Source organism: Mesorhizobium sp. M2E.F.Ca.ET.209.01.1.1 (assembly GCF_004010375.2).
GTDB lineage: Bacteria > Pseudomonadota > Alphaproteobacteria > Rhizobiales > Rhizobiaceae > Mesorhizobium.
In genome coordinates this window covers 1-376 of sequence record NZ_SADP02000388.1, presented here as the reverse complement: position 1 = coordinate 376, position 376 = coordinate 1, and the positions used below count along the sequence as shown (strand labels likewise).

1 protein-coding gene is annotated in these 376 nt (G+C 64.9%); it reads left to right on the top strand.

Going from position 1 to position 376, the window contains the following annotated elements; translation table 11 throughout:
• Positions 1 to 376, top strand: a 376-nt coding sequence (locus EN852_RS36115) for an MFS transporter (RefSeq protein ID WP_135879707.1), incomplete at both ends; no start/stop codon positions are given.

Here is a 376-nt window from a genome sequence, read left to right as displayed (position 1 = left end):
ATGTTCGGCATCGGCTTCATCATCGGTACGGTGCTGGGCGGCGTGCTCGGCGACCACTGGGTTCGTCTGCCCTTCATTGCCGCCGCCGTGCTCAACGCCGCGAACCTGCTTCTCGCCGTCTTCGTCCTGCCGGAGTCGCGCGCACCCATTCGCCGCAAGATCGACCTCGCCGCGCTCAATCCGTTGAGGCCGCTGCGCTGGTTGTTTTCGATGAAAGGGCTGCTGCCCATCGTCCTGGTCTATTTCATCCTGTCCGGGGCCGGCGAGGCCTACGGCACCTGCTGGGCGCTCTGGGGTTTCGACACCTTCGGCTGGAACGGTCTCTGGATCGGGCTTTCGCTCGGCATGTTCGGCCTTTGCCAGACGCTGGTGCAGG